Below are 24,250 nucleotides of genomic sequence, written 5' to 3'. Positions count from 1 at the left end.
GCGCCCGGTGAGCGCCGAGCGCACCTCGGACATCTCGCGCGAGCGGTCGCGCAGACGGGGCACGAAATAGCTGAGGAAGACGGCGTAGCCCAGGAACCAGAGCATGACGGGAACCGCCAGCCGGACATCGCTGGAGGACATCAGGAAGATGGCGCTGCCGCCGTAGACGAAGATGTACCAGACCGCATTGGTGCCGGCGACGACGCTTTCGCGCAGGGCCGGGCCCGTCTGCATGATCCGGTTGGCGATGCGCCCGGCAAAGTCGTTCTGGAAGAATCCCAGGCTCTGGCGGATCACGTAACGATGGTTCTGCCAGCGGATGCGCCCGGTCAGGCCAGGCACGATGGCCTGGTTCACCAGCAGGTCGTGCAGCCCCGACAGCACCGGCCGCAGCACCAGCGCCACGAAGCCCATCCACACCAGCGTGCGGCCGTGCAGGCGGAAGAAGTCCGCTGCCGGGGTGGCGTTGGCCATGTCCACGATGCGCCCGATGTAGCCGAACAGCGCCACCTCGATCAGCGCGAAGCCGAGCCCCACCAGCAACGTGATGAGGAAGATCGGCCACACCTGGCGCAGGTAGAACGCGTAGAACCGCCCCACCGTGGCCGGCGGCATGGCGTCGACCGGCTCCTTGAACGGGTCGATGAGGTTTTCGAACCAGCGGAAGAGCATGAAAAGTCTCGTGTGTGCAAGGGGCGCGGCGTAGGGGCCGGCCGAAAAGGCAGCCTGCGCGCGACACCGTCCATCCTGTTTTCCAGCGCGCTAGTCTAGACCGTCGGAACCACGCGGCAGGCCCGCAGCGAAACCCGGCCAGGATGCCGAGCACATGCCCCACCTCCGCGCCAAAAAAAACTCCGCCCCCGCCCGCCACGCGCGCAGCCATCGCCGCCACGAAGCGGTCGTCTGCGCAGGCATCGCCATCGCCCTGCTGGTCGCCGGCTGGCTGAAGAGCGTGCACGAGCGGAAGGAGGACGCGACATGGCCGGTCGCTTACGGCAAGGTCGTGGCCTTCGGCTCGGCCTGTGGCTATCCCTCCACCGGAGGTCGACACGGCGAGTGCAGGTCTTTCCCCTGGGTGCAATTCACGACAAGCGAGGGGCGGTCGGTCACCTTCCGCTCCCATGTCGGACAACGGGAGCCGGCCTTCGAGCAAGGCCAGGGCGTTCGCGTGCGATACGACCCGCGCAGTCCGGATGTGCGCGACAGCGCCTTCATCGTGGATTACGGCCTGCGTGTCTCCACGTTTCTCTATCGGCTTGCGTTGGCCGCCGCCGCGGTGACCGGCCTGCTCGCACTGATGAATTCCGGCCGCACTGACCGCAAACCGTAACGGCCGCGACATGGCAACCGCAGGAGCCGGTGCCGATGACCCGCAAGCGGGGATCCGCGCTGGCGCGGAGAATCCCCGGGCGAGGCGAGCCGATCGGCCAGCCGCGTGGGCTCGGGCCGCTCGCCGCCGCGGCCGCAGGCGAGCGCCTGCTGCGTGCTGGGGCGAGGCCGGCGCGAGACGCGGCGAGCGGACCTGCGGTCTGATGCTTTCCTTGCTGCGCAGCGCCCTGCCGATCCCCTGCCGTTTGCAGATCGGCGCTGCGGCCCGCCTCGGCACTGCATGGCTGACGAGCCACGTCCCTCGCCGGCATCGCCATGTCGCAAACACCGGCGGACAGCCGCGGGCAAAACGAGGCATCGCCTTCGGCGACGCGTTTCACCCGACGCTGGACCCGTCGCGCGCCGCGCCTGTTTGCGGGATCGATCCGGAATGTGCCTCGACAGGTGACAGTAACGCTCGCCGCGCTCGCCGCGCTCGCCACGACGACCGAGCGCTGCCGGGACTAGCGACGACGTCTAGCGGCGACGTCTTGCACGAGTGGCGGCAATCACCACGAAGACAGCGATGAAAACGGCGATGGCGGCGGCGAGCATGACGAGTCCTTGAACGCGGGATGGATGGGTGTTCATTGCCGACGCTTTATCGCCGTCGGCGGCGGGCTCACTGTGATGGCTGACGCGGCGCCCGCAGGTCGCGCCCGTTCTGGTGCAGCACAAGCGCAACGACCTTGCCGGTGGCGTCACGCTGGAAATCGATCTGCGCATCGACGTCGGTATAGAAGAAGTGGTCCTGCGCGCGCGCGTAGACCGGAAGCGCGGCCTGACCGGTGAGCTGCACGCGCAGTTGGCCGCCGTCGACGCTGACCGCGAACTGCACACCGGGTGACAGCGTGTAGCGCCCGACGTAGTCCTTGAGCACGGCCGGGGCGAGCGGCACGGCGCGGTCGCTGCCGTTCTGGTGCAGCACCAGGCCATCGACCTTGCAATCGTTGCCGCGCCGAAAGTCGATGCCGATAGGCGCGACCTTGGCGAAGAACACATCGCGCGCGCTCGCGAAAGTGGGAAACGCGCCCTGCCCGGTGGCCTGAGCGAACAGCTGCGCCTCGCGCCGGAACACGCGGAGCACGAAGCCGGGCGCGAGCGGGTAGCGGCCGACGTAGTCGTCCAGCTGTGCCGGCGGCAGGGTCACCGCCTTGTGTGCGACCGGCACCGGCAGTGACGGCACCAACGCCGCGAAGCCGAGGTCCTGCGGCGCGCCGACGCCGTTGGCGAGAATCACCACGCCGCGCCGGCCATCGGCGGTGAAGCCGATGAAGCTGGCGTAGCCGCCGGTCTCGCCGTTGTGCCAGATCACGTCGCCGGCCTCGGTGTGACGGGTCATCCAGGCCAGGCCGATGCGGTCGTCACCGCCGATGGCGCGGCGTGGCTCGTGCGCCAGTCGCAGTGCAGCGCCCAGCGGCGTCTTCACCCGCCCCATGTTGGCCTGCAGATAACGCAGCATGTCGCTGCCGTCGCTGAGCAACGCCCCGGCGCCGGCCAGTGCCTGCCACGACCAGTGAACGGCAGGCTGCCCCGCTTCGTCGTGGCCGGGCGCGAGCCGCGCGCGCAAGGCGGTGGTGAGCTTCACATCGGTAGAGGCCATGCCCAGCAGAGCGAGCACGTCCCGATGCAGCAGCGCACCGTAGGAGAGGTTTGCGTGTTCGGCCAATGCTTCACCGAGCAGGCCGAAGCCGAGGTTGGAATATTCGTACGACGCGCCGGGATCGCGCGCAAGCGTGTAGCTGGCGAGGAAACGTTTCAGGCGGGCCGAGTCGTAGTCGGCGTACGGATCGTCCAGATCCGTTGGCTGCAGATTGCCGGGCAGGCGCGGCAAGCCCGAGAACTGCTCCGCCAGCAGGCCCAGCGTAATCACGTGGCCATCGCGCGACGGCAGCTGGAAATCCGGCAGCAGCCCGGCCACGGGCGTGTCGAGCGTGAGCGGTGTGGTCTGCACGTCGTGCGCCAGCACGGCGGCGGTGAAGGTCTTGGTGATCGAGCCGATCTCGAACACGGTGGCGGCGTTCGGGGCGCGCCCGTCGGCGAGCTTGCCGAAACCCGCGATCTGGGTGTGATCGCCGTCCACCATCACCACCACCATGGCGGGATAGGTGCCCGCCTCGGTCAACCGGGTGGCGGCGTCGGCGATGCGCGCCGGGAGCACCGGTGCGCCGCTCGCCGCCTGCGCGGCTGCCATCCTGGGCACCAGCGCGGCGGCGAGCAGGCAAAGACAAGGCAGTTTCATCGGATCATTTCCTTTTCGCGGAGGGCGCGGTGTCGGGCAGTTCCTGCATGACCGCCGCAAGGCGCTGGCGGTAGTCGGCGAGCGCCTTGCGGCCGGCCGCAGTCATGCGCAGCTCGGTCAGCGGACGCTTGCCGCGGAAACGCTTGATCACTTCGATCAGGCCAGCCGCCTCCAGCTTGCTCATGTGACTGGACAGGTTGCCCTTGCTCAGCCCGCTCACGGTTTCGAGGAAGGTGAACTCCACCTCCTTCGCGTTGGCCAGCACCGCGAGAATCAGCAGACGGGCCGGCTCATGCACCAGCCGATCCAGCGCCATCACGGCGCCCAGGCCGCTCGCCTCGGTCACGCTGGCGTCGCCAGTTGTTGCAGGCGGCGCTCGATCTGCCGGTAGCGCCGATGCTCGACCATTCCGAGCCCGATCATCGCCAGCGCGGCCAGCGGAAACTCCAGCGCGATGAGCGCCATCAAGGTGGACTGGGGGTCGTGCGTAGCGCCGATCAGCGGGTAGGCGAAGCCGGCGCTGACCACCGCCGCCTGGCAGAACAGGAACACCCCGACTATGAAATCGAGCGGGCTGCGCAACCAGCGCCAGGCTGCCAGCGGCAGCAGCCACAGCACCAGCAGATACCCGAGGTCGCCCGCCGAAAGCGCCGACAGGTGCGGCCAGACCGGCGACAGGCGCTTCCAGCTGACCAGCCCGGCGACCAGCACCGTCACCACCACGCCGGCGACGTGAACCCGCCGTGCGGCGGCAGCGGGCTGCTCCTCCACATGACCGAAGCGCTGGTAGAACCGATGGGTCAACCACCATTTGCTCAGCAGCCAGAGCGCGGGGACGGCGATCAGCGTGGCGCGCACCAGCGGCGTCAGCGGCAGCAGCGCGCCGGCGAGATACGAAAACAGGCAGAGCACGCCACCGAGCACCGAACCCACGCCGCCGGCACTGCGCGAATAGCGCGCGTAGCTCCGGGTGAGCGACTCCACTTCATGCAGGTGGTCCTGGGCATTCGAGGTCATGGCAAGGTCCGATCGGCTTGTTGCAAACAGGTTTGCATTACAAACCGCTTTCGTCAACTACCGGTCGGTCGGCACGTGGTCGGTCAACCGCCACGGCAACGCTGACGCGCTGCCTCTCGTCGCGATGGCGCCGCGAGCAAAGTTTCAGAGATCCCGTCGTGATGCGATGCGGTCAGCCCACCGCGTGGGCTCGGGCAGCTTGTAGCCGCGGCCGCAGGCGAGCACCTGCTGCACAGCCGTGGCGTGGCTGACGCGGTGCCCCGGCGAGACGATCAGCGGCTTGATGCCGTCCTTGCTGCGCAGCGCCGTGCCGATCAAGCGGCCGCGATGGATCAACACCGCCTGGTCGCCGCGCTGCGGGCCCACCGGGTCATGCTTGCCCACCAGTACCTTCTTCGCCACGCCGATGGCCGGCAGGTCGGTGACCACGCCCAGGTGCGCGGCGATGCCCAGACCCCGCGGATGCGCCACGCCGTGGCCGTCCACCAGGATCAGGTCCGGCACCTCGGGCAGCTGCGCCAACGCCTCCAGCACGGCCGGCAGCTCGCGGAACGACAGCAGGCCCGGGATGTACGGCATGCGGGTCGGCAGGCGCGCCAGCGCGTCCGCCACGGGCTGCATGCTGGCCGCGTCGAGCAGCACCGCAGACGCCCGGGTCACCGCGCCGCCCTGCTCGAAGCCGACGTCCACGCCCGCGATCAGCCGCGGCGGCGGCAGCTCGTCATGCAGCCGCACGCCCGCGGCCAGCTCGCTCTGCAGCGCGCGCGCACGCGCCACGTCGCCGTCCCAGGCAAGCCACTGCGGATCGATGTCGAACGGATGGCGCATCGGCGCAGACTGAACGCCCGCCGTTGAACGCATCGTCAACGCGCCGCGCCGGATTGACCCCCCGCGGGCGCGCTCCGATCATGCCCGGATGCCTACCCTGCTTCGTCTTGTCCTGATCGTCCTGCTCGCCTGCGCCAGCGGTACCACGCTGGCCCGCCAGGCTGCCGCCGCGCCACCGGTTGCGCCCACCCCGGCGCAGGCGCTGGACCAGCTGCGCGACCAGCTCGACGGGATCAGGAAAGCGCTGGCGGACAAGCCGGCCACGCAGCAGCTGGCCGACCTGCGCGGGCAGGCGCTGGCAGTGCAGGAACAGGCCGCGCAGGTCGCCGTGGCGCTGGCACCGCAGGAACAGAGCCTGCAGGCGCAACTGGCGGTACTGGGCCCGGCGCCGGTCAGCGGAGCGCCTGCCGAGGCGGTGGAAGTGAGTGCGCAGCGACGCAAGCTGGACCGCGCCAAGGCCGACCTCGATGCCCAGGTCAAGCAGGCGCAGCTGACCAGCCAGGAGGCGACGCAACTCGCCGCACAGCTCACCGACCAGCGCCGCAACGAATTCCAGGCGCGCCTGGCCGAACGCACCACCACCCCGTTCGGTCGGGCGTTCTGGAGCGATGCGGTGCGCAGCCTGCCGGCGGACCTTCGCCGCCTGCGCGGCCTGGGCGCAGACCTGCGCGCCGCGCTGCACGCGGCGTGGCAGCCACCCAACCGCACGCCGTTCGTGCTGTGCCTGGTCGCGGCCGCGCTGCTGCTGGGCGTGGGGCGCTGGCTGCTCGAGCGCCAGCTGCTGCGACTGACCCAGAACCGCATGCCGGCCGGCCACCTGCGGCGCAGCGCGATGGCGCTGGCGGTGGCCGTGCTCACGGCACTGAACACCGGGCTGGCCGCCCAGCTGGTGTACTGGTCACTGAACTGGAACGACCTGCTGGACGACGACCTCAGCCGACTGGCGCATCAACTGGTGCGGCTGGTGCTGCTCAGCGCGTACGTGGCCGGACTCGGGCGCGCGCTGCTCTCGGCGGTGCGACCGAGCTGGCGCCTGCCCAACCTCACCAATGCCGAGGCAACCGCCCTGCGGCCGTTCCCGTGGCTGCTGGCGGTAGCCGTTGCCGTGCTGGGCGCGGTGGAGGTGATCAACCACGCGATCAGCGCGAGCCTGGCCGCGAGCGTGGCCACCCGCGGCCTCATTGCGCTGGTGATCGGGGCGCTGCTGGGCACCATCGTGCAACGCCAGGCGCGCGCGCGGCGCGCGCTGCTGGCGGCGGGCACGCCGCCACCCAGCCGTCCGCTGTGGGTCGGCCTGTGTCTGGCCGCGGTACTGCTTGCCGCCATCGGCTGCGTGCTGGCGGTGGCGGCGGGCTATATCGCGCTGGCGTTTTTCGTGGCGATCAACACGGTCTGGATCGGCGTGGTGGTGGCCACGCTGTACCTGCTGATGCACGTGCTCAACGACAGCTACGAGCTGGTGCTGTCCCCGCGTGGGCGCAGCGGCCAGCGGATGCAGGCGGCCTTTGCGCTGGAGCCGGCGCGACTGGAGCAGACCCGCACCGTGCTGGCGGGCGTCACCCGCGCGCTGGCGGTGCTGGTGGCCGTGGGCGCAGTGGTCTCGCGGCTGGGCGCCAGCCCGGAAGACCTGTCGTCCAGCCTGAACGGCATCTTCCGCGGGCTCTCGTTCGGCGAGCTGACGCTGGCACCGCGTGACCTGGTGAAGGCGGTGCTGGTGCTGGTGATCGGCCTGATGGTCGTGCGCGCGCTCAAGCGCTGGCTCGACCAGGACCTGCTGCCCAGCACCGGCCTGGACGTGGGCATGCGCAGCTCGGTGGTGACCCTGCTCGGCTACGTCGGCGGCGTGCTGGTGTTCGTGATGGCACTGGCCACGCTGAAGGTGAGCCTGCAGAACATCACCTGGATCGCCAGTGCGCTGTCGGTGGGCATCGGCTTCGGGCTGCAGGCGATCGTGTCGAACTTCATCTCGGGGCTGATCCTGCTGGCCGAGCGGCCGGTGAAGGTGGGCGACTGGGTGAGCCTCAATGGCGTGGAGGGCGACATCCGCCGCATCAACGTGCGCGCCACCGAGATCCAGCTGTGGGACCGCTCCACCATGATCGTGCCGAACTCGCAGCTGATCACCCAGAACGTGCGCAACGTGACGCTGGGCAATGCGATGGGCCGGGCCAACTTCAAGGTGCCGATGCCGCTGGACACGGACGCGGCGCGGGCACGCGAGCTGATCCTGGAGGCGCTCAACGCGCACCCGGCCACGCTCGAAACGCCGGCGCCGTTCGTGCAGCTGGACAGCATCGACAACAACAGCATGATCTTCAATGCGTTTGCCTACACGCGCAGCCCGCGCGACGCCGGCAGCGTCAAGAGCGACCTGCTGTTCGCCGTGCTGGCCAGGCTGCGCGAGCAGAACCTGCCGCTGATCCGCCCGCAGGACATGCTGGTGCGCACCGTGCGCCCCTCACGCGCGACCGAGGTGTCGCCCGACCTGCCACCCTCGCCCTGAGCACGCCATGGGCTTTCTCCAGCACCGGCCGCCGGCACCGCTCGACCACCTGATCGAATCGATCTGGGACTGGGACATGCCGCTGGCCGAACACCGCCTGGAGCGGGTGCTGCCCAAGCCCGGGGCACAGCTCATCATCAACCTGCACGAAGACGAGACGCGTACCTATACCGACGACGCCGAGCGCCGCTGCGTGCGCGCCTCCGGCAGCGTGCTGGGCGGCCCGGTGATGAGCAGCCAGATCATCGACAGTGCCGAACAGGTGCGGGTGATGGGCGTGGTATTCCGGCCCGGCGGGGCGCACGCGCTGACCGGCGAGCACCAGCAGCCGATGCTCGGGCGCGACATCGACCTGGATGCCCTGTTCGGCACCGCGGCGCGCCAGCTGCGCCAGCGACTGCTGGAGACGCCGTCGGCAGCACGGCGCATCGCGCTGCTGCAGGCATGGCTGTCGCGCCAGCGTCGCGGGCCGGCGCTCGATCCGGCCGTCGCCCACGTGCTGGCAGCACTGGACCGCGTGCCGCAATGGGCGCGCATCGCGCCGCTGGTGAAGGAGACGGGGCTGTCCGAGGATCGCTTCGGCGAGCGCTTTCGTCGCCACGTCGGCATGGGCCCGAAGCGCTACGCGCGGCTGCAGCGCTTCCGCGCGGTGCTGGTGCAGGTGCATCGCGTACGCACGGTGGACTGGTGCCGCGTGGCGGCCGACGGCGGCTTTACCGACCAGGCGCATCTGGTGCGCGAGTTCCGCGCGTTTTCCGGGCTCACGCCGACCGCGTTCATGGCCCGGCGCGGCCCGCATCTCAACCATCTGGCGCTGGACTAGGCGCTCGGCATGGCCCGCGTGGCGGCACGACGCGCGGCGTGCAGGCGGTGCACCCCCCGCGTGTCCGGCCGTACAACCGTGCCGCCGCGGAAAAACGCCAAGACCGACCCGCGCAGCGCGCGCTACCGTGCCGGCACGATCAGCCGGCGCCGTCGCGTCGGCATCCCACCGTGCACCCTCACCAAGGAGCGAACGATGTCCCCCATCCATGGCAGCGCCATCATCCCCTGCCTGCGCTACCGCGATGCGAACGCAGCCATCGACTGGCTGTGCCGCGCGTTCGGGTTCGAGCGCCATGCGGTCCACCGCGACGAACACGGCGGGGTGCAGCACGCGCAGCTCAGCTACGGCGCCGGCATGGTGATGCTCGGGGAGGTGCGTGACAACGACTTCGGCCGGCACATCGTGCAGCCGGACCAGGTCGGCGGGCGGGAAACCCAGTGCGCCTGTGTCACCGTCACGGACTGCCGCGCCCACTACGAGCGGGCCCGCGCCGCCGGTGCAGACATCGTCGACGACTACGAGGAAAAGCCCTACGGCGGCGCCGGCTACAGCTGCCGCGATCCGGAAGGCCATCTGTGGTGGTTCGGCAGCTACGACCCGTGGCAGTCGCCGCAGGCGTAAGGCACGACGCTCAGGCCGGTACGGCGAGCGTCTCCAGCAGGCGGTTCCAGCGGGCGCCGACCCCCAACGCCCGTCCGGCCGCCTGCCGCTGCAGGACGCCCTGCTCCAGCAGTCGCTGCAGCAGCGCCGCACCCAGCGCACCGGCCAGATGCGGCCGTCGCTCGCTCCAGTCCAGGCAGCTGCGGCACAGCGGCCGGCGCTGTCGGCGCAGCGCGGGGACGTCGATCCCCTGACGCAGGCACCAGGCCTCGCCGTCCGCAGTGAGTCGTACCGCCTCGTCGATCCGTTCCAGGCAGCCGGCCGCGCACAGCGCGTCGAACAGCGCGGTGCCGCAACTGCCGGCGAGGTGGTCGTAGCACACGCGGGCAAGGCGCAGGGTGCCGTCGACCGGGCCGGTCGGCACCGTCGGCGGCGGCGCGGCATGAGCCATCAGGCCTTCCAGCAGGCCGGCCACCCCGGCGCCGCGCAGCCGGAAGTAGCGGTGGCGACCCTGCGGCAGGGCCTCCAACAGTCCCGCAGCGACCAGCCGCGCGAGGTGGCTGCTGGCGGTGGAAGCGGCGACCTCGCCGACCGCGGCCAGCTCGGTGGCGGTGAGCGCGCGACCGTCCATCAACGCCGACACCATGGCGGCGCGACGACGGTCGGCCAGGACCGCGGCAAGCGCGGCGATATCGGGCGCGGGGGACATGGTTCGATGGTGGTCGAAGCATGCTGCAGCGGCAAGCGGGACGATGCGGTTCCCCCTCACGGAGCACCTCGCCATGCCGTCCCGCGATCATCACTACCGTGCCGATGTCCAGTGGCACGGCAACACCGGCCGCGGCACCGCCGGATACGGCGATTACGCGCGCAGCTTTCGCGCCCGCATCGAGGGCAAGCCCGAGCTCACCGGCTCGGCTGACGCCGCCTTCGCCGGAGACCCGGCCGCGCACAATCCGGAAGACCTGCTGCTGGTGGCCCTGTCGGCATGCCACATGCTCACCTACCTCGCACTGTGCGCCCGCGCCGGCATCTGCGTGCTGGCCTATCGCGACCACTGCGAGGGCGTGCTGGCGCTCGACGCCGCGGGCAGCGGGGCGTTCCGCGAAGCCACGCTGCGCCCGCAGGTGGCCGTTGCCGCGAGCGACCACGTCGAGCAGGCGCGCGCGCTGCACGAGGCAGCGCACCGGGCGTGCTTCATTGCGCGTTCGTGCCGGTTCCCGGTGGCGCACCACGCGCAGGTAGGCACGCTCGCTGCGGAGGGCGCGGCATGAGCACAACCAGGCTGCACGACATCGCCCTGACCCTGCCGGACGTGCCCGGCGCGCTGGCCGGCATGGCCGAGGAGCTCGGCCGTGCCGGCATCAACATCCACGGCGGCGGCGCCTGGGTGGTCGGCGGTAGGGGCATCGCCCATTTCCTGGTCGACGACGGCGCCGCCGCACGGCGCGCGCTGGAGTCCGCGGGCGTCACGGTCGACGCGGTATGCGAGCCGCTGGTGCTCAGGCTGCAACAGGAGCGCCCCGGTCAGCTGGGGGCGCTGTGTCGACGCATGGCCGAAGCGGGCGTGAACATCCAGGCCCAGTACAGCGACCACGACCACCGGTTGATCCTGGTGGTCGACGACCCGGTCGCCGGCAGCGCGGTCAGCGCGGCGTGGCAACGGGCCGCGCCGTGAGCGGCGCTCAGGGCGTGCCTGCTGCCTGCTTCGGCTGCTTCGCGTCCGGCCGCGCCACGGCGTACATGTCCCAAGCGATCTGCTTGAGCAGGCCTTGCCGGTCCTTGCCCACGACGTAGAGATCGAAGTGGGTGCGGCCGGGAATGAAGCGGAACTCCGCCTTGGCGCCGAGGCGGTCCAGCACCGCCTCGAGCTTGTGCGCGGCGCCATCGAGATAGAACGTGTCGGCCGTGCCCACGTAGAGGTGGATCTTCCCGTCGAGGTTGTTCTTCAGCATCGGCCACTGCTGTTGCAGGCGATGGGCGATGTCGTAGTGCTCGCGCCAGTAGCCGACCACGGCCGGATCGACGTCACCGGTGTCGCGGTCGAACATCGGCACGGGCCGGCCGTCCTTGTCGCGCGGCGAGAACACCCACTCGAACGAGGCGAGCTGGCCGCCGTACGGGCCGAGCACGCGCTCCATCTGCGCGAACTGCTGGAACGTGCCGATGACCTTGCCCTCGTCGCGCACCAGCGGATACGGCGAGCCGTCGGCGCGGTGGTAGACGTTGGCGTGCGGCGCGTACAGGTCGATGCCGGTGAAGTCGTGGAAATCGCTCGGGTCCGGCGAGGTGGACCAGGTGCCGCCGAACACGCCCGGGTAGCGCGTCTGCAGCCACAGCGTGGCCCAGCCGCCGGAGGAGTGGCCGTTGAGGAACCGCCCGCTGGCCTTGCCGTCCATGCGGTACTGCTTTTCGAGCGCGGGAATCAGCTCGGTGGTGAGCGCCTGGCCCCACGGACCGTTGTTCACCGAGTCGGCGAATTCGTGGGTGCCGGTGGGGCTCGATTCGTCCAGGAACACCCAGATCATCGGCGGCATCTCGCCTTTGGCCATGGCGTCCCACACGCTGGCCAGCGGGCCGATCAGGCGATCGTTGGTGCCGCCGTAGCCGTGCGTGTAATAGACGGTGGGGTAGCGCTTGTCGGCCTTGGGGTCGTAGCCCGGCGGCGTCAGCACGCGGCCCTTCATCACCATCGGCCGGCCCCAGAACGCGCTGAGCACGGGGCTGGTGAAGCCGATGTCGTGGGCGTGCTCGCGCGCGGCAGCCACTGCCTGCTTGCGCTCGGCCGGCGCCGACTCCGGCAGCTGCCACGGATCGCGCGCGGGCACCACGCTGGAGAGCGAGAGGCTGGGGATGGTGGCGCTGGGCAGGTGCACCTTCACCACGCCGCTCACCAGGTCACCCGCGCCGCGGCCGCCGTAGTTGTAGTCGTGGTTCACGTCGAGCACCGCCTGCACGAGATAGTCGCCCTCGGGCAGCTGCGAGTAGCCGGCGGGGAACGCGATCTGGTCGGCGTCGATGTCCAGCGTCTGGCCGGGCACCCAGTGCGACACTTCCATCGCCGCGACGCTGGTGCTGGTGGGCGCGAACGGGCTGGCGTCGACCTCGCTCACCGTGCCGTCCTTGCCGCCGGAGGCCTTCAACGCGTCGGCCCGGGCCGCCCCGGCGTCGGTAGCGAACAGCAGCAGCCGGCCCGAGGTGGGCTGGCTGGACGCATCACCCAGCGTGACGTGGAAGAACCGGTGCGCCGGTGGTGCATCGGCAGCGTGGACCGTACCGAACATGCCGGCGACGAGCGCGGCAGCAGCGAAGGCGTGGAGGCGATGGCGCATGGCAGGTTCCCCTAACGTGTGTGGTGACAGCGCGGATCAGTGGGTGTCGTGGGCGTCGACCGGCGCCAGCCGCAGGTCCTGGAAGTCGAAGCTGAAATCGGTGAGCGGCGAGATCGGCTCCATCCGCAACTCGGTGATCTTGCCGTCGGCGTCCAGCGTGTAGGTGGCGAAGGCGTCGGCGTTGAGCGTACGGTCGTCCCACTTCACCACGAAGCTGTTGTGCTGCCACGGCGTCATGGTGCCCACCAGTTGGCGGGTCTTGCTGAAGCGCATGCGCAATTTGCCGCCCTCGTTCGTCACGATGACGTCGCCGTACCACGGGTCCTTGAAGGTGCCGGCATAGCTGGCCTGCGGCAGATCGAGCTTCGGGTTCTTGGCGCGCGCCTTCTGGTGCTCCGCCCAGCTGTCGTCGGCCTTGGCCTCGCCCTTCTTCACCAGCTTGTCGTACACCGCCACCCAGTCGGTCTTCTCGCCCGGGTGCAGGTAGGCGTCGAGCACGCGGTAGGTCACCGCATTGAACGCGGCGCCGGACTCGGCATTGGTCAGCACCACCACGCCCAGGTGCTGTTCCGGCACCAGCGTCACGCGCGAGACGAAGCCCGGCCAGCCGCCGGTGTGCCAGGCCAGACGATGGCCGCGGTAGTCGGAGAGGAACCAGCTTTCGCCGTAGCCGTAGAAGTTCGGCATCACCGGGGCCAGCTCGGGGATCGGCGGCTTGCTCACGGTGATCGGCGTGAGCATGGTCCACATCTGGCGCTGGCTGTCTTCGGAGAAGATGCGCTTTGCCTTGCCGTCGGGGCCTTTCTCCGGCAATGCGCCACCGGCCAGCTGCACGTTCATCCACTTGGCCAGGTCGTGCACGCTGGCGTAGATGCCGCCCGCGCCCGGATCGTTGCTCCAGGCCATCGGCGGCACCGGCTTGAGGTCCTTGAAATTTTCCTTGGCGTAGCCGGTGGCCACGTCCATGCCGGGGGCGATGTCGTTCTTGTCGATCAGCGACTCATCCATGCCGACCGGCTGGAACAGGTGCGTGCGGATGTAGTCGGCGTAGCTCTGGCCCGAGGCTTGCTCGATCACCAGCGTGGCCACGGCGAACAGGATGTTGTCGTAGGCGTAGCCGCTGCGGAAGCCGTTCTTGATCGGCACGTGCTTGAGCCGCTCCACTACCTCCTTGGTGGTGTACGAGGTCGGCGGCCAGTACAGCAGGTCACCGGCGCCCAGCGACAGGCCGCTGCGGTGCGCGAGCAGGTCGCGGATGCGCATCTCGTGCGTCACGTACGGGTCGGACATGCGGAACCACGGCAAGTGGTCGATCACCCGGTCGTCCATCTTCAGCTTGCCGGCCTCGTCCAGCTGCTGCAGCGCGGCGGCGGTGAATGCCTTGGTGTTCGACGCGATCGCGAACAGCGTGTGCGCGTCGACCGGCTGCTTGGGGTCCAGCGACTTGTCGCCGAAGCCCTGCTCCATCACCACCTTGCCGTCCTTGACGATGGCCACGGCGATGCCGGGCACGCCAAAGGTGGTGCGGGCGCTGTCGACGTAGGCGGCGAAGTCGGCCAGGTCCGGCGGCAACGCCGGGCGCGCGGAATCGTTGATGCCGATGGGCGGCGGCGTGCCCTTGGCCGGCGCGCTCTGCGCCATCGACCCGCAGGTCGCCACCAGCAGCGCAGCGGCGATGGCCGCGCGCAGGGACACTCGACTGGACATGCTCACACCCCTTTCTGACCGACAGACAATCGCTCCACTATCGCGGCAAAGCCCCGCCCCTGCCTAGCCCGAAGGTCATGGGCCGCACCGCCCGCACTGCATGCAGCCAACGGCAGCAGCGCTCACGCGCAGCCGACATCGCCGCCGCGGTGCCCGTGCCAAGATGCGGCCCCCGCTCTGCTGCTGCCGTGCTGCCATGACCGACACCAACCACCCGTTCGCCCCCTTGCCGGCCATGGCAGCGGGCCCGGCCATCCGCTGCGGCATCGGCGGCTGGGTGTTCCCGGCCTGGCGCGACAATTTCTATCCGGCGGGGCTGGTGCAGCGGCGGGAGCTGGAATACGCCAGCCGACAGCTGCGCGCGATCGAGATCAACGGCACCTACTACCGCGCGCAGTCACCGGCGACCTACGCCAAGTGGGCCGCGCAGACACCGGACGGCTTCATGTTTTCGCTCAAGGCGCCCAAGGCGATCGTGCAGCGGGCATCGCTGGCCGATGCGACCAAAGCGGCGGCGGCGTTCGTCGACAATCTGCAGGGCTTCGGCGACCGGCTCGGGCCGATCGTCTGGCAGTTCACGCCGTCCCGCGCATTCGACCCGGACGACCTGGCGCCTTTTCTGGACGCGCTGCCGCACACCCTCCAGGGCGAACCGCTGCGGCACGTGCTGGAGGTGCGTCACGCGAGCTTCCTCGACGACCGCTATGTGTCGCTGGCACGCGCGCATGCGGTGGCCACCGTGTTCACCGATTCGCCCGACTACCCTTCGCTGGCCGATCTCACCGGCGGTTTCGTCTACGCCCGGCTGATGCGCAGCCGCAGCGCCCAGGCCACCGGCTATCCGCCAGCGGAACTCGCGCAGTGGGCCAAATACGCCGCCCAGTGGCATGCCGGCGGTGACCCGGCGGCGCTGCCGCACGTGTCGGCGGTTCAGGAGCGGCAGGCGCCGAAGGATGTCTTCATCTATTTCATCAGCGCCGACAAGGAGCGCAATCCAGCCGCCGCGGTGGCGCTGCAGCGCAAGGTGGACGCCCGGCGCTGATCCGCAGGCGCAGGGCGCGGTGGCTCAGACGTACTGCATCTTGCGCACCATGCCACCGTCGACGACGAAGTTTTCGCCGGTGATGAAGCCTGCCTGCGGCGAGAGCAGAAAAGCGGCCAGGGCGCCCACGTCGGCCGGCGTGCCCACCCGCCCGGCCGGATGCTGGGCGTGGTCGGCGGCACTCAGACGCGGCGGGCGTCGTTCGGCGGGCTTGCGCCAGGCCTCGGTGCTGATCCAGCCGGGACTGATCGCGTTGACGCGCACGGCCGGCCCCGCGCTGATCGCCAGCGCATGGGTGAATGCCAGCAAGGCCCCCTTGCTGGCGGCGTAGGCCTCGGTGTCCGGCTCCGACTGCAGCGCCCGGCTGGAGGCGATATTGAGCAGCACGCCACCCTCTGGGGCTTGGCGCAACCACGGCAGCGCGTGTTTAGCGCACAGGAACGCGCCATCGAGGTTCACCGCCAGGCGTCGCCGCCACTCGCGCAGCGTCAGTTGCTCCAGCGGCCCGGTGTGCGGATCGGCAATGCCTGCGTTGTTGACCAGCCCGTCGATGCGGCCAAAGCGCTTGCCCGCGGCGGCGATCCACCGGCGCACGCCGGCCTCGCTGGCCACATCCAGTGGCAGGAACGCCGCGGCGTCGCCCACCTGCCACTCGTCCAGGCAAGCGCGGCCGGCCTCACTGTCGGTATCGCCGATCAGCACGCGGCCCCCCGCCGCCAGCACCGCCTGCGCCACGCCGCGGCCGATCCCCTGGGCGCCGCCGGTCACCAGCACCACGCGCTCGTGCAGTGACGGTTGCAACGCCGGTGCGGGGGACGGCGGTGCGGCGGCGGCGCGGGAGGAGGAACGTCGGGCCATGGCATGCTCCGGAATGCGGCTGCGGGGGGAGCAGCATGCAATGCCGCGCCTCATGGCCGGGTCAATGCCGACCGTGCATGGCTCAGCCGAGACAGAACGCGTTGAGCTTGTTGCCCTCCAGGTCGCGAAAGTAGCCCGCGTAAAAACCGCCCCCGCGATCGCCCGGTGCGCCTTCGTCCTTGCCCCCGAGCTCCAGCGCCTTGGCATGCAGGCGATCGACCTTCTCGCGCCCGGGCACCACCAGCCCCACCATCACGCCGTTGCCGACCGTGGCCGGCTCGCCGTCGAACGGCTTGATCAGCACCAGGCTCGGCTGGGCCTGCGACACGCCCCAGAAGATGAGGCGCTCGTTTTCCATCAGGCGCTTGGCGCCGATCTCGCCCAGCAGCGCGTCGTAAAAGGCCGCCGCACGCGGCAGGTCGTTTGTGCCCAGGGTGACGTAACCGATCATGACAAGCTCTCCGCTGCCCCGCGTGCCGGGAGCGGCGCTGCCCGGGGTGCGCCGATACTAGCGACGCCCGGATCAACGCGACGCAGCCATCATCGGCCAAGGCCCGGGTGGGGCCGACGCCGGGAGCATCATCACGCAGCGGCGCGCGGCCCAGCCGAGCGCCCGACGGGCCGGCCCGACGGGCCGGCCCCGTGCGACATGCCCTGCCACTCTCGCCCACGCCATACCCTTCGCGCCTGGCTGACCAGAGCATCTGCGGCAGCACATCGCTACACTGCGGCGCCTGCCCGCTTCGCCTGCCGCCATGCGCAAATTGCTCGGACTCGTGCTTGTGTCGATCGTTGCCCTGGCAGCGTGGCAGCAGCGCGCGCCGTCACCGGCAGCGGGCCGGCCGGACCGGGCGGAGCCGTCCATCGTGCCCGCGCCGGATCGCACGGCACGGCAGCGGGCGGATCTGCCGCCGGAGGTTGCCGCCACGCTGGCGCGCATCGCCGCCGGCGGGCCGTTCGAGCATGCGCAGGACGGGGTGGTGTTCGGCAACTACGAGCACCGGTTGCCGCAGCAGCCGCGCGGCCATTACCACGAGTACACCGTGCCCACGCCGGGTGCCCGCCATCGCGGCACGCGACGCATCGTCACCGGCGGCACGCCGCCCGCGGTGTACTACTACACGGCCGATCACTACCGCAGCTTCCGCCGCCTCGAGGGGCCGCGATGAGCGAACGCGACGCACGCCTGGACCTCACCCGGCCGATGCTGGGCGGCGTGTATGAGGTCGACGCCGATGCCCTGGCGGCCCTCGCTGCCCAGGCCGAGCGGGCGGAGCTGGCGGTGTGCCGGATCGACCTGACCGGTTGCACCGGCAAGCACGCGCTGCTGCGCCGGCTCGCTTTCGCGCTGAAGCTGCCGGCGGACTTCGGCGACAACTGGGACGCGCTGGCCGATTGCCTGCGCGACCCGTCCTGGCAGCCGGCGTGGGGCCACGTGCTGCTGTTCACTGGCGCCGATGCGCTGCGTGCGGCTGCGCCGCAGGAGGCCGCCGTGCTGTCGGGCGTGCTCGACGACGCGGCCACCTTTGCGGTGGAACACGACCGCCCGTTCTTCGCCTTTTTCTCCCTGCCCGCGGCCCACGCGGCACCCTGACGTTCATCGGATACCCATGCAGCAGATCGATTTCGAGCTCGAGCCCCCACACCTGCACGTGGAACTGAACCAGCTGCTCAAGCTAGTCGGCGTGTGCGACAGCGGTGGCGCCGGCAAGGCGATCGTCGCCAGCGGCGCCGTAACCGTGGACGGCGTGCTGGAACTGCGCAAGACCTGCAAGATCCGGCCCGGCCAGCGCGTGCAGCTGCCCGGCGACGACGTGGAAATCATCGTCCACGCCGCCGTCTGAGCGGCGTCAGCCCGGCAGCGCGGCCAGCCGCCGGTCGAGTGCCACGTGGCCCGGCAGCACCAGCATGAACTGGTGCTCCAGCACGCCGCGTATTTCGCGCGCACTGCGCAGCAGGTAGTGCTCCTGACGCCCGTCGCGGTGGCGCACCGTAAACTCGTGATTGCGCAGCGCCAGGCGCTGGTCGACGTCGGTGCGCGCCACCATCAGGTCGGTGGTGAACGGCGAATCCGGATGGGTGGAGACGTAGTGGTTGGCAACCACGTAATCGATCGGCTCGCACGGCTGCAGGGTGAACCGGTACAGCGCACGCCACTGACTGCCGACCTTGGCCTGCAGCCGCCACTCGCCCCCACTTTCCAGCAGCCGGCACGGCTCGTGCGGCGTGAGCTGCTCCAGCCCGGACTGCAGCCGCAGCACGCTGGTGAGGGTGAGCCCGCCAAAACCCACGTCGACCAGCCAGCGCTCGCCCGCGATGGTGACCAGCAGCGCCATGTGGGTCTGCGCGCTGGGGTGGTCGACCGGACGGTTCCAAAGCACCCGCGCGATCAGCCCGGTCACCGGCAGGCCCAGCGCGCGCAGCACTTCGGCCAGCAGCAGGTTGTGCTCGAAGCAGTAACCGCCGCGGCCGGCATGCACCAGCTTGTCCTCGATCGCCAGCGGGTCGAGATCGACCGGGCGGCCCATCAACGGGTCGATGTTCTCGAACGCGATCGCCGCCACGTGAGCGCGCACCAGTGCCTGTACGGTGGCCAGATCCGGCAGCAACGGCTGCAGGTGGCCCACGCGGCGGGCATAGGCGTCGAGATCAATCACCGAGCGCATGGGAGCAGCCGGAAAACGGCGGTCGACCATACCACCGACGGTGCGGGGTAACCGTCGAGGCTGCCGCGGCGAACCCAACATGACGCCGCGGCTGCATCCCCGAGCCGGCGCGGCGCGTATATGTCCTTGTGCTGCCTCGCATTACTCCACCCCGCCCTGCTTTCTGGAGACTCCCCATGCGCACGCTTTCCCGTTCCTCCCTCATGCTGCGCGCCGGCGCGGCGCTGCTGGCCCTGGTGGTTGGCGCCTGCACGGCCTCGCCGGCCACCCGCGACGGCGCGATGATCCCCGGCCCGACGAACGATCCGGCGCCTGCCACCCGCGGGCACGAGCAGGTCGCGGTGTTCGCCGGCGGTTGCTTCTGGGGGCTGCAGGCCGTGTTCGAGCACGTCAAGGGCGTGCAGCAGGTCTGGGCCGGCTATGCCGGCGGCTCCGCCGACACCGCCAGCTACTACCGCGTGTCCGACGGCGACACCGGCCACGCCGAGTCGGTGAAGATCGTCTACGACCCGGCCCAGGTCAGCTACGGCACGCTGCTGAAGGTGTTCTTCTCGGTGGCGCATGACCCGACACAGCTCGACCGGCAGGGCCCGGACCACGGCACCCAGTACCGCTCGGAGATCTTCACCACCAGCGCGCAGCAGGCCGAGGTCGCACGCGCCTACATCGCCCAGCTGGAGGCGGCCAGGGTGTACCCCGCGCCGATCGTGACCAAGGTGGAGCCGCTGCCGGCGTTCTACATGGCCGAGGGCTACCACCAGGACTACTACCGTACCCATCCCAACGATCCTTACATCGTCTACAACGACGCGCCCAAGGTGGCGGCGCTGCGCAAGCTGATGCCGGCGCTGTACCAGACCGAGACCGCCCTGGCGCAGGCTCAGCAGCGCTGACACCGCAACGGCACCGCGCAGAGCGAAGGCCGCCCCCGGGGCGGCCTTTTTGTTGCTGCCGGTGGTGGCAGACAGGCGGCGGGCGGTCATCGTGGGTCGACGCAACGCGGGCGGGCGCAGCAGGCGCTCGCCGTCAGCCGGCGCGCGGGGGAACCAGTCGCAGGCGCGTCGGCGGATTGCTGCCGCCGGACTTGAGCATGCGCAGCAGGTCCGGCACTTCCAGTGGCCGGGCATAGAGGTAGCCCTGCCCTTCCTCGCAGCCGGCGCGCAGCAGGAATTCGTTCTGCGCCTCTTCCTCGATGCCCTCGGCGATCGCGTACAGCTTGAGGCTGCGGGTCATCGCCAGGATCGCCTCGACGATCGCCACGTCGTCCGGATTGCGCGGGATGCCGGTGATGAAGGTGCGGTCGATCTTCAGGCACACCACCGCCGGCAGCTTGAGGTAGGCCAGCGACGAGTAACCGGTGCCGAAGTCGTCGATCGCCACGCCCACGCCCATCGCGTGCAGCGCGTACATGGTGCGATGGGTGCCTTCGCCCAGGCGCAGGATCGCGCTCTCGGTGATCTCCAGCAGCAGCCGCTTCGGGTCGACCTGGAACTCGCGCAGCGCCGCGTGCAGCCCCTCGATGAAAGCCGGGTGCCCGAACCAGCTGGCCGAGACGTTGACGGCCACGCGAATCGGCGCCACCCGCTCGCTGTCCCACTGCTTGATCCAGGCGCAGGCCGAACGCAGCACCCACTCGTCGATCCGGCGGATCAGCCCGAGACCTTCGGCCATCGGAATGAAGTTGTCGGGCATCACCAGGCCACGCTTGGGGTGCTGCCAGCGCAGCAGTGCCTCCACCGCCACGATCCGCCCGGTGCGCAGCTCGAGGCTCGGCTGGAAGACCAGCCGGAACTCGTCGTTGACCAGCGCCTGGCGCAGCTCCGAGGCCATCTGCAGGCGCTTGCGCGCATCGGCCTGCATGATCGGCGAGTAGAACCGGAACGCGTTGCGCTCCTCGCTCTTGGCCGCGTACATCGCCGCGTCCGCGTTGGAAATCAGCGCGGCCGGGTTCTCGCCGTCCAGCGGATAGCTGGCGATGCCGATGCTGGCGCTGAGCACGAGGTCGTAGTCGTCCACGGTGATCGGCGCTGCCAGCGCCACCAGCAGCCGGCTGGCGAGGTCCGCCGCGTTGTCGCGAGTCTCGATGCCGGTGGCCAGCACGGTGAACTCGTCGCCACCGATGCGCCCGGCCACGTCACCCTCGCCCAGCTCGGCGCCGATGCGCTCGGCGATCCGCGCCAGCAGCCGGTCGCCGATGGCGTGGCTGTAGCTGTCGTTGACGATCTTGAAAGCGTCCAGGTCGATGAACAGCACGGCGACGCAGCGTCGCGCGCGCGAGGCGTGCTCGAGCGCCTCGTTACAGCGCCGCTCGAACTCGGCCCGGTTGGCCAGCCCAGTCAGCGGGTCGTGCGTGGCCAGGTGCTCCAGCCGGCGCTGGTCGGCCTTGGTGGTGGTGATGTTGGTGAACACCGCCACGTAGTGCAGCACCTGCCCGGAGTCGGCACGGATGGCGCTGATGCTGAGCAGCTCCGGATAGCTGCTGCCATCGCGGCGGCGACTCTTCACCTCGCCACGCCAGTTGCCGCCCAGCTCGATCGAGCGCCACACGCTGTCCGGCAGCGGGCGGTCGTCCGGCAAGGTGCGGATATCGTCGAAGCGCAGGCCCTGCAGTGCCTGCACGGTGAAACCGGTGATCTCCACGTGGGCTGCGTTGACGGTCACCACGCGGCGCTCGGCGTCGGCGATGATCACGCCCTCGGCGATGCTGCCCAGCGCCTTGGCCGCGACGCGCCGCTCGCGCTCCATGGTGACCCGCTCGGAGACGTCGCGCACGATCGCCTGGCTTACCTCGGTGTTGCCCCAGCGCGCCACGCTGGAGCGCGTTTCCACCGGCCGCACCTGACCGCCGCGGTCCAGCAGCGAGGTCAGCGCCACGTCGCCGGCGCGCGCGCTCGGCAGCGGCAGCGTGCTGTCCACCGCGAGCGGGTCGTCGGCGAACAGCGAGGAAAAACTCTTGCCGACCAGGTCGCGCTCGCTGCGCCCGGTCCAGGCCGCGGCGGTGCGGTTGGCATCGAGGATGCGGCCGGTGCCCTGATCGACCATGACAATGGCGTCGCTGGCGCTGTCGAACAGCAGCCGGTAGCGCTCTTCGCTGCTGCGAATGCTCTGCACGATGCGACGCGCCATCCACATCCACAGGCCCGCCGCCAGGCAGAACGCGCCCACCACGCACCAGAACAGCATCTGGCCCGCCCACACCGCGCCCTTGACCATTTCCACCGAGAACAGCTCGGTGCGCGGTTGCATGAATCGGTTCAGCGCATGGATGCGTGCGCGCTGGCGCGCGATCTCCGCCGCCGGCGGGGTGCCCGCGGCATAGGCGCGCTGCAGCTCGTTGGCGACCTGCTGCAGCTCGGCGATCGGCGCGTCGGTGGAGCGCCATGCATCGAGCGAGGCCTGCAGGTGGGGCGCGCCGTTGAAGTGGCGCAGCATGAAGATCATCCCCGGCTGGGCCGCCGGCATGATGTTGCCGCGGCGGAACACCTCGTCCAGCTGGGACTTTTCGTAGTGACCCGAGGCAATGGCGTCCCGGCCCCAGCGGTCGGCCTCCAGCAGGCCGTAATTGCGGCGGAAGCTGGCCAGGGCGGCGGGATCGCCGTCGACGGCGTAATGCTGCAGGTCGATCACGGCCTGCTTCTGCGCCTTGGACCAGATGCTCTCGCTGTTGAGAAAACCAGCGAGAGTCACCTGCACCTGCAGCACGCCCCAGGTCATCGCCATGATCAGCACCACGGCCGACGCAAGCGCGTAGGCCAGCGGCATCAGTCGCTGTGACAAGGAACGCTGCAGACTCCAACTGTTACCGACGAAACGCATTGCAACCCTGTTTGTTGAGGGACTCCGACGCCGTCCGCCGCTCCAGTTTCGGTCTGCAGCACGTCCTTACGCTGCATCCTCCTGCACCAACACCCGTTCCGGACAGCTCTGGATGCATCGATCGCCCAGCAGGATCATGCTGGTGTAGCTGCGCTTGATGCATTCGGCCAAGTGCGCCACGTCGTCCGCCGAGGGCTCCAGACCCATCAGCGTGCAAACGATCTCAAGCGCTTCCCACGGGTGAGTGTCGTCATAAGCGGCATGGAGGTGCAACCACTTTAGCGCCGAGGTGCGAATCGACGGATCGAAGCCCTGTCGATAGGTCTCGCTGTCGTAGATCATCTGCGACCATTCACCCGTTACGCCCTCGATCGCGTAATTGGTGGCGATCATCCCGGCGGCCAGCGAGCCGCGGGCGCTGATGTCCTCGCACCAGCGGGCCAGCCCGTCGGTGCCGTGCGGCGGCAGCTCGTCCAGCAGCCGGCTGCGCGCCACCCCGGCGCCGTCGGCCCAGTTCAGCCAGTACTCGGCGTGGTTCTGCTCGACCCGGATATTGCGCACCAGCCAGCGCCGGGCCTTGTCGTCCCCCGGGCTGCGGCCATAACGGGTCTTCAGCAGGTTGAGCGCCATGAAGCTGGGGAACCGCTCGATGAACGGCCACAGGCCCATCATGAAGTTGCGGGTGGATTCGTGGTCGAGCTGCAGTGCGGTCATCATGCGCCAGATATCGTGGTCCAGGACGCGCTGCTTGGTGGCCGCGCAATCGGCCACCATGTCCTGCGCCCACTGCGGATAACTGCTCAGTTCGGTCAGGGGGCCGGTACGCTCGAAAAGGATGTTCATTTGATTCACCTCGGTCGTCAATGAAGCTGCAGTCGACTGCAGCGTTGATGGCCGGCAGGCAGTACAGAGCCTCCCATGCCGGCCGTGATCCGGCATCGCGGTGATGCCGAAATTCCTTGATGCATGACCATTGTGGTGGCGCCCCCCATCGCGCAAGCCATGCCCCGGAGCGCGTACGCGGAGTACGCCAGCTCGCCTGTTTTTTTTGCGACCCCAGTTCGCCTCGAGCGGATGGACGGCCAATCCAGCTCGCCCCATTCACAGGTCGTGCACGGGAAGAGGAAAATGCTGGCCGCGCCAACTTGGGGAAAATCTACGCAGACCATGGCCCGATTTCGGCACCGGCGGGCAACTGTGCCCCTGCACCTGCACCATCCGATACTCGCCTACACGCCGTCGAAGGGAAAGCTCTATGAGCACTGCCGCCCAGCCGTTGACCCCGGAAGACCCCGAACTGTCGCCCTGGTGGCTGCGCACGGTGCTGATCGTGATGGTGCTGGGTTTCGCCGGGTTGCTCACGATTACCTCGCTGGCTTATCGCAATGCTCCACCCATTCCGGCCCAGGTGGTGGATGCGCAAGGCAACCGCCTGTTCAGCGGCG

Annotated in this window: 25 protein-coding genes; 12 read left to right on the top strand and 13 right to left on the bottom strand. The window is 69.7% G+C overall.

What is annotated here, in order from left to right:
• Nucleotides 1–672: ABC transporter transmembrane domain-containing protein (locus tag VFG40_RS09795; protein WP_324897167.1), on the bottom strand; the 672-nt coding region annotated here is incomplete at its 3' end.
• Nucleotides 673–826: 154 nt separating this feature from the next.
• On the opposite strand from VFG40_RS09795, the gene VFG40_RS09790 reads away from it, so the two are divergent.
• Nucleotides 827–1,330, top strand: a complete 504-nt coding sequence (locus VFG40_RS09790; RefSeq protein WP_324897166.1) for a DUF3592 domain-containing protein — start codon at nucleotides 827–829, stop codon at nucleotides 1,328–1,330.
• Between the two features lie 660 nt (nucleotides 1,331–1,990).
• Here the strand turns inward: VFG40_RS09790 and VFG40_RS09785 are convergent.
• From VFG40_RS09785 to nfi, 4 genes are all read right to left on the bottom strand, one after another.
• The gene (locus VFG40_RS09785; protein WP_324897165.1) at nucleotides 1,991–3,610 is read right to left on the bottom strand and encodes a serine hydrolase; all 1,620 of its coding nucleotides are present in this window, start codon (nucleotides 3,608–3,610) and stop codon (nucleotides 1,991–1,993) included.
• Between the two features lie 4 nt (nucleotides 3,611–3,614).
• A complete protein-coding gene (locus VFG40_RS09780) occupies nucleotides 3,615–3,956 on the bottom strand; it encodes a transcriptional regulator (RefSeq protein WP_324897164.1) in 342 nt (113 codons plus the stop codon).
• Nucleotides 3,953–4,627, bottom strand: coding sequence for a hypothetical protein (locus VFG40_RS09775; protein ID WP_324897163.1), 675 nt, complete (start codon nucleotides 4,625–4,627; stop codon nucleotides 3,953–3,955). The genes VFG40_RS09780 and VFG40_RS09775 overlap by 4 nt, the downstream gene beginning before the upstream one ends.
• A 144-nt stretch (nucleotides 4,628–4,771) precedes the next feature.
• Complete coding sequence (nfi, locus tag VFG40_RS09770; RefSeq protein WP_324897162.1) at nucleotides 4,772–5,455, bottom strand: deoxyribonuclease V; 684 nt, start codon at nucleotides 5,453–5,455, stop codon at nucleotides 4,772–4,774.
• An 88-nt stretch (nucleotides 5,456–5,543) separates the two neighbouring features.
• Here nfi and VFG40_RS09765 point away from each other — a divergent pair, with 88 nt between their 5' ends.
• The 3 genes from VFG40_RS09765 (at nucleotide 5,544) to VFG40_RS09755 (ending at nucleotide 9,405) form a co-directional block, all read left to right on the top strand.
• Nucleotides 5,544–7,958 (top strand): DUF3772 domain-containing protein, encoded by a 2,415-nt coding sequence (locus tag VFG40_RS09765; protein WP_324897161.1) that lies wholly within the window; start codon nucleotides 5,544–5,546, stop codon nucleotides 7,956–7,958.
• A gap of 7 nt (nucleotides 7,959–7,965) precedes the next feature.
• On the top strand, nucleotides 7,966–8,781 hold the full coding sequence (locus VFG40_RS09760; RefSeq protein ID WP_324897160.1) for a DUF6597 domain-containing transcriptional factor: 816 nt from the start codon (nucleotides 7,966–7,968) through the stop codon (nucleotides 8,779–8,781).
• 195 nt (nucleotides 8,782–8,976) lie between these two features.
• Nucleotides 8,977–9,405 carry a VOC family protein gene (locus VFG40_RS09755; protein ID WP_324897159.1) on the top strand — a complete coding sequence of 143 codons (429 nt, stop codon included), beginning with the start codon at nucleotides 8,977–8,979 and terminating at the stop codon, nucleotides 9,403–9,405.
• Between the two features lie 10 nt (nucleotides 9,406–9,415).
• Here VFG40_RS09755 and VFG40_RS09750 read toward each other — a convergent pair whose 3' ends face one another.
• Nucleotides 9,416–10,093 carry an ArsR/SmtB family transcription factor gene (locus VFG40_RS09750; RefSeq protein ID WP_324897158.1) on the bottom strand — a complete coding sequence of 226 codons (678 nt, stop codon included), beginning with the start codon at nucleotides 10,091–10,093 and terminating at the stop codon, nucleotides 9,416–9,418.
• Between the two features lie 73 nt (nucleotides 10,094–10,166).
• On the opposite strand from VFG40_RS09750, the gene VFG40_RS09745 reads away from it, so the two are divergent.
• Entirely contained in the window at nucleotides 10,167–10,658 is a 492-nt protein-coding gene (locus VFG40_RS09745) for an OsmC family protein (RefSeq protein ID WP_324897157.1), read from the top strand.
• Complete coding sequence (locus VFG40_RS09740; RefSeq protein ID WP_324897156.1) at nucleotides 10,655–11,062, top strand: hypothetical protein; 408 nt, start codon at nucleotides 10,655–10,657, stop codon at nucleotides 11,060–11,062. The genes VFG40_RS09745 and VFG40_RS09740 overlap by 4 nt, the downstream gene beginning before the upstream one ends.
• Nucleotides 11,063–11,069: 7 nt before the next feature.
• Here VFG40_RS09740 and VFG40_RS09735 read toward each other — a convergent pair whose 3' ends face one another.
• Nucleotides 11,070–12,716: an alpha/beta hydrolase gene (locus VFG40_RS09735; RefSeq protein WP_414649281.1), complete on the bottom strand. Its 1,647-nt coding sequence runs from the start codon at nucleotides 12,714–12,716 to the stop codon at nucleotides 11,070–11,072.
• A 36-nt stretch (nucleotides 12,717–12,752) separates the two neighbouring features.
• The gene (locus VFG40_RS09730; protein ID WP_324897155.1) at nucleotides 12,753–14,423 is read right to left on the bottom strand and encodes a serine hydrolase; all 1,671 of its coding nucleotides are present in this window, start codon (nucleotides 14,421–14,423) and stop codon (nucleotides 12,753–12,755) included.
• 196 nt (nucleotides 14,424–14,619) lie between these two features.
• Between VFG40_RS09730 and VFG40_RS09725 the strand changes: the two genes are divergently transcribed.
• On the top strand, nucleotides 14,620–15,465 hold the full coding sequence (locus VFG40_RS09725; protein WP_324897154.1) for a DUF72 domain-containing protein: 846 nt from the start codon (nucleotides 14,620–14,622) through the stop codon (nucleotides 15,463–15,465).
• A 24-nt stretch (nucleotides 15,466–15,489) separates the two neighbouring features.
• Here VFG40_RS09725 and VFG40_RS09720 read toward each other — a convergent pair whose 3' ends face one another.
• Nucleotides 15,490–16,323 carry a glucose 1-dehydrogenase gene (locus tag VFG40_RS09720; protein WP_324897153.1) on the bottom strand — a complete coding sequence of 278 codons (834 nt, stop codon included), beginning with the start codon at nucleotides 16,321–16,323 and terminating at the stop codon, nucleotides 15,490–15,492.
• A gap of 82 nt (nucleotides 16,324–16,405) precedes the next feature.
• Nucleotides 16,406–16,774: a VOC family protein gene (locus VFG40_RS09715; RefSeq protein WP_324897152.1), complete on the bottom strand. Its 369-nt coding sequence runs from the start codon at nucleotides 16,772–16,774 to the stop codon at nucleotides 16,406–16,408.
• 304 nt (nucleotides 16,775–17,078) lie between these two features.
• On the opposite strand from VFG40_RS09715, the gene VFG40_RS09710 reads away from it, so the two are divergent.
• The 3 genes from VFG40_RS09710 to VFG40_RS09700 are packed head-to-tail and all read left to right on the top strand — an operon-like array spanning nucleotide 17,079 to nucleotide 18,167.
• Complete coding sequence (locus VFG40_RS09710) at nucleotides 17,079–17,492, top strand: guanyl-specific ribonuclease (protein WP_324897151.1); 414 nt, start codon at nucleotides 17,079–17,081, stop codon at nucleotides 17,490–17,492.
• Nucleotides 17,489–17,917, top strand: coding sequence for a barstar family protein (locus tag VFG40_RS09705; RefSeq protein WP_324897150.1), 429 nt, complete (start codon nucleotides 17,489–17,491; stop codon nucleotides 17,915–17,917). The genes VFG40_RS09710 and VFG40_RS09705 overlap by 4 nt, the downstream gene beginning before the upstream one ends.
• Nucleotides 17,918–17,933: 16 nt before the next feature.
• Nucleotides 17,934–18,167, top strand: a complete 234-nt coding sequence (locus VFG40_RS09700) for an RNA-binding S4 domain-containing protein (RefSeq protein WP_324897149.1) — start codon at nucleotides 17,934–17,936, stop codon at nucleotides 18,165–18,167.
• Nucleotides 18,168–18,173: 6 nt separating this feature from the next.
• On the opposite strand, the gene VFG40_RS09695 is transcribed toward VFG40_RS09700, so the two are convergent.
• Nucleotides 18,174–18,989 carry an arylamine N-acetyltransferase family protein gene (locus VFG40_RS09695; RefSeq protein ID WP_324897148.1) on the bottom strand — a complete coding sequence of 272 codons (816 nt, stop codon included), beginning with the start codon at nucleotides 18,987–18,989 and terminating at the stop codon, nucleotides 18,174–18,176.
• A gap of 176 nt (nucleotides 18,990–19,165) precedes the next feature.
• Between VFG40_RS09695 and msrA the strand changes: the two genes are divergently transcribed.
• Complete coding sequence (msrA, locus tag VFG40_RS09690; RefSeq protein WP_324897147.1) at nucleotides 19,166–19,882, top strand: peptide-methionine (S)-S-oxide reductase MsrA; 717 nt, start codon at nucleotides 19,166–19,168, stop codon at nucleotides 19,880–19,882.
• A gap of 133 nt (nucleotides 19,883–20,015) precedes the next feature.
• Here the strand turns inward: msrA and VFG40_RS09685 are convergent, their stop codons facing one another.
• Both VFG40_RS09685 and VFG40_RS09680 read right to left on the bottom strand, forming a co-directional pair.
• A complete protein-coding gene (locus tag VFG40_RS09685) occupies nucleotides 20,016–22,751 on the bottom strand; it encodes a putative bifunctional diguanylate cyclase/phosphodiesterase (RefSeq protein ID WP_324897168.1) in 2,736 nt (911 codons plus the stop codon).
• Nucleotides 22,752–22,871: 120 nt separating this feature from the next.
• Nucleotides 22,872–23,648 (bottom strand): iron-containing redox enzyme family protein, encoded by a 777-nt coding sequence (locus VFG40_RS09680; RefSeq protein ID WP_324897146.1) that lies wholly within the window; start codon nucleotides 23,646–23,648, stop codon nucleotides 22,872–22,874.
• A 412-nt stretch (nucleotides 23,649–24,060) separates the two neighbouring features.
• Between VFG40_RS09680 and VFG40_RS09675 the strand changes: the two genes are divergently transcribed.
• Nucleotides 24,061–24,250: hypothetical protein (locus VFG40_RS09675; protein WP_324897145.1), on the top strand; the 190-nt coding region annotated here is incomplete at its 3' end.

Origin of the sequence: Dyella sp., assembly GCF_035685805.1 — a bacterium.
Taxonomy (GTDB): Bacteria; Pseudomonadota; Gammaproteobacteria; order Xanthomonadales; family Rhodanobacteraceae; genus Dyella_A.
The sequence above is the reverse complement of the archived record's forward strand: the minus strand, read 5'-3'. Positions and strand labels throughout refer to the sequence as shown.

What these genes read in the sequence shown, in the direction of transcription:
- VFG40_RS09790 (WP_324897166.1), top strand. Translation starts at nt 827, where the DNA reads ATGCCCCACCTCCGCGCCAAAAAAAACTCCGCCCCCGCCCGCCACGCG.
- VFG40_RS09785 (WP_324897165.1), bottom strand. Translation starts at nt 3,610, where the DNA reads ATGAAACTGCCTTGTCTTTGCCTGCTCGCCGCCGCGCTGGTGCCCAGG.
- VFG40_RS09775 (WP_324897163.1), bottom strand. Translation starts at nt 4,627, where the DNA reads ATGACCTCGAATGCCCAGGACCACCTGCATGAAGTGGAGTCGCTCACC.
- nfi (WP_324897162.1), bottom strand. Translation starts at nt 5,455, where the DNA reads ATGCGCCATCCGTTCGACATCGATCCGCAGTGGCTTGCCTGGGACGGC.
- VFG40_RS09765 (WP_324897161.1), top strand. Translation starts at nt 5,544, where the DNA reads ATGCCTACCCTGCTTCGTCTTGTCCTGATCGTCCTGCTCGCCTGCGCC.
- VFG40_RS09760 (WP_324897160.1), top strand. Translation starts at nt 7,966, where the DNA reads ATGGGCTTTCTCCAGCACCGGCCGCCGGCACCGCTCGACCACCTGATC.
- VFG40_RS09755 (WP_324897159.1), top strand. Translation starts at nt 8,977, where the DNA reads ATGTCCCCCATCCATGGCAGCGCCATCATCCCCTGCCTGCGCTACCGC.
- VFG40_RS09750 (WP_324897158.1), bottom strand. Translation starts at nt 10,093, where the DNA reads ATGTCCCCCGCGCCCGATATCGCCGCGCTTGCCGCGGTCCTGGCCGAC.
- VFG40_RS09745 (WP_324897157.1), top strand. Translation starts at nt 10,167, where the DNA reads ATGCCGTCCCGCGATCATCACTACCGTGCCGATGTCCAGTGGCACGGC.
- VFG40_RS09740 (WP_324897156.1), top strand. Translation starts at nt 10,655, where the DNA reads ATGAGCACAACCAGGCTGCACGACATCGCCCTGACCCTGCCGGACGTG.
- VFG40_RS09735 (WP_414649281.1), bottom strand. Translation starts at nt 12,716, where the DNA reads ATGCGCCATCGCCTCCACGCCTTCGCTGCTGCCGCGCTCGTCGCCGGC.
- VFG40_RS09730 (WP_324897155.1), bottom strand. Translation starts at nt 14,423, where the DNA reads ATGTCCAGTCGAGTGTCCCTGCGCGCGGCCATCGCCGCTGCGCTGCTG.
- VFG40_RS09725 (WP_324897154.1), top strand. Translation starts at nt 14,620, where the DNA reads ATGACCGACACCAACCACCCGTTCGCCCCCTTGCCGGCCATGGCAGCG.
- VFG40_RS09720 (WP_324897153.1), bottom strand. Translation starts at nt 16,323, where the DNA reads ATGGCCCGACGTTCCTCCTCCCGCGCCGCCGCCGCACCGCCGTCCCCC.
- VFG40_RS09715 (WP_324897152.1), bottom strand. Translation starts at nt 16,774, where the DNA reads ATGATCGGTTACGTCACCCTGGGCACAAACGACCTGCCGCGTGCGGCG.
- VFG40_RS09710 (WP_324897151.1), top strand. Translation starts at nt 17,079, where the DNA reads ATGCGCAAATTGCTCGGACTCGTGCTTGTGTCGATCGTTGCCCTGGCA.
- VFG40_RS09705 (WP_324897150.1), top strand. Translation starts at nt 17,489, where the DNA reads ATGAGCGAACGCGACGCACGCCTGGACCTCACCCGGCCGATGCTGGGC.
- VFG40_RS09700 (WP_324897149.1), top strand. Translation starts at nt 17,934, where the DNA reads ATGCAGCAGATCGATTTCGAGCTCGAGCCCCCACACCTGCACGTGGAA.
- VFG40_RS09695 (WP_324897148.1), bottom strand. Translation starts at nt 18,989, where the DNA reads ATGCGCTCGGTGATTGATCTCGACGCCTATGCCCGCCGCGTGGGCCAC.
- msrA (WP_324897147.1), top strand. Translation starts at nt 19,166, where the DNA reads ATGCGCACGCTTTCCCGTTCCTCCCTCATGCTGCGCGCCGGCGCGGCG.
- VFG40_RS09685 (WP_324897168.1), bottom strand. Translation starts at nt 22,751, where the DNA reads ATGCCGCTGGCCTACGCGCTTGCGTCGGCCGTGGTGCTGATCATGGCG.
- VFG40_RS09680 (WP_324897146.1), bottom strand. Translation starts at nt 23,648, where the DNA reads ATGAACATCCTTTTCGAGCGTACCGGCCCCCTGACCGAACTGAGCAGT.